This is a genomic window from Mesorhizobium sp. B2-3-7 (genome assembly GCF_006442695.1).
Taxonomy (GTDB): domain Bacteria; phylum Pseudomonadota; class Alphaproteobacteria; order Rhizobiales; family Rhizobiaceae; genus Mesorhizobium.
In genome coordinates, this window is record NZ_VFVV01000024.1 from 1 (window position 1) to 2,500 (window position 2,500).

Here is a 2,500-nt window from a genome sequence, read left to right on the forward strand (position 1 = left end):
TTAAGGTGGGTTTCCCGCTTAGATGCCTTCAGCGGTTATCCCGTCCGGATATAGCTACCCTGCTATGCGGCTGGCGCCACAACAGGTCCACCAGAGATCCGTCCATCCCGGTCCTCTCGTACTAGGGACAGATCCTTTCAATATTCCTACACCCACGGCAGATAGGGACCGAACTGTCTCACGACGTTCTGAACCCAACTCACGTACCGCTTTAAATGGCGAACAGCCATACCCTTGGGACCTGCTCCAGCCCCAGGATGCGATGAGTCGACATCGAGGTGCCAAACAACCCCGTCGATATGGACTCTTGGGGGTCATCAGCCTGTTATCCCCGGCGTACCTTTTATCCGTTGAGCGATGGCCCTTCCACGCGGGACCACCGGATCACTATGACCGACTTTCGTCTCTGCTCGACTTGTCAGTCTCGCAGTCAGGCAGGCTTATGCCATTGCACTCAGCGAACGATTTCCGACCGTTCTGAGCCCACCATCGCGCGCCTCCGTTACTCTTTAGGAGGCGACCGCCCCAGTCAAACTACCCACCATACATTGTCCCGGACCCGGATAACGGGCCGCGGTTAGACATCCATAGTGATAAGGGTGGTATTTCAAGGGTGGCTCCACCTGAGCTGGCGCCCAGGCTTCAAAGCCTACCACCTATCCTACACATGCCACTACGAATGCCAATGTAAAGCTATAGTAAAGGTGCACGGGGTCTTTCCGTCTAACCGCAGGAACCCCGCATCTTCACGGGGAATTCAATTTCACTGAGTCTATGCTGGAGACAGCGGGGAAGTCGTTACGCCATTCGTGCAGGTCGGAACTTACCCGACAAGGAATTTCGCTACCTTAGGACCGTTATAGTTACGGCCGCCGTTTACTGGGGCTTCGATTCAGAGCTTGCACCCCTCCTCTTAACCTTCCAGCACCGGGCAGGCGTCAGACCCTATACGTCGCCTTGCGGCTTCGCAGAGCCCTGTGTTTTTGATAAACAGTCGCTACCCCCTGGTCTGTGCCACCCTCCTCTGCTTGCGCAGAAAAGGGTCACGCTTCTTCCGAAGTTACGCGTGCAATTTGCCGAGTTCCTTCAGCATAGTTCTCTCAAGCGCCTTGGTATACTCTACCAGACCACCAGTGTCGGTTTCGGGTACGGTCTATAAGGAGGAGCTATTTCCTGGAACCACTCCGCTGCCCGTTCAATCCGATAAGATTGGACAACTTGTGTGATCCGTCACTACCTCCAGGCCCACGAATATTAACGTGGTTCCCATCGACTACGCGTTTCCGCCTCGTCTTAGGGGCCGGCTAACCCTGCTCAGATTAGCTTTAAGCAGGAACCCTTGGTCTTTCGGCGGGGGAGTCTCTCACTCCCCTTACGTTACTCATGTCAGCATTCGCACTTCTGATACCTCCACCACCCCTCACGGGTATGGCTTCATCAGCTTACAGAACGCTCCGCTACCGCTCGTGATTGCTCACGAACCCTAAGCTTCGGTGTATGGCTTTAGCCCCGGTACATTTTCGGCGCAAAGACCCTTATTTAGACCAGTGAGCTGTTACGCTTTCTTTAAATGATGGCTGCTTCTAAGCCAACATCCTGGTTGTTTTGGGATCCTCACATCCTTTCCCACTTAGCCATAACTTGGGGACCTTAGCTGTAGGTCAGGGTTGTTTCCCTTTTCACGACGGACGTTAGCACCCGCCGTGTGTCTGCCGACTAGTACTCCCAGGTATTCGGAGTTTGGTTAGGTTTGGTAATCCGGTGAGGACCCCTAGCCCATCCAGTGCTCTACCCCCTGGGGTATTCGGTCGACGCTCTACCTAAATAGATTTCGCGGAGAACCAGCTATTTCCGAGTTTGATTGGCCTTTCACCCCTAGCCACAAGTCATCCCGAACTATTGCAACAGTTATGGGTTCGGTCCTCCAGTAAGTGTTACCTTACCTTCAACCTGCTCATGGCTAGATCACTCGGTTTCGGGTCTAATGCGACGAACTGAACGCCCTGTTCAGACTCGCTTTCGCTGCGCCTACACCTAGCGGTTTAAGCTTGCTCGTCACACTAAGTCGCTGACCCATTATACAAAAGGTACGTGGTCACCCTTGCGGGCTCCCACTGTTTGTAGGCAATCGGTTTCAGGTACTCTTTCACTCCCCTTGTCGGGGTGCTTTTCACCTTTCCCTCACGGTACTAGTTCGCTATCGGTCATGCACGAGTACTTAGGCTTGGAGGGTGGTCCCCCCAATTTCAGACAGGATTTCACGTGTCCCGCCTTACTCGAGGACGATTGATCGCATTACGCGTACGGGGCTGTCACCCACTATGGCCCTACTTTCCAGAAGGTTCCGCTTGTCTCTCAATCGCCACTGGCCTGGTCCGGGTTCGCTCGCCACTACTTCCGGAGTCTCGGTTGATGTCCTTTCCTACGGGTACTTAGATGTTTCAGTTCCCCGCGTTCGCCACTTTATCCCTATGTATTCAGGATAAGTTACCTATAACAG

1 rRNA gene (cut by a window edge) is annotated in these 2,500 nt (G+C 53.8%); it reads right to left on the reverse strand.

Annotation, left to right across the window (positions count from 1 at the left end):
* Positions 1 to 2,500: ribosomal RNA gene (locus FJ940_RS28295) — 23S ribosomal RNA — on the reverse strand (its annotated part continues 201 nt past the right edge of the window); the annotation flags it as partial.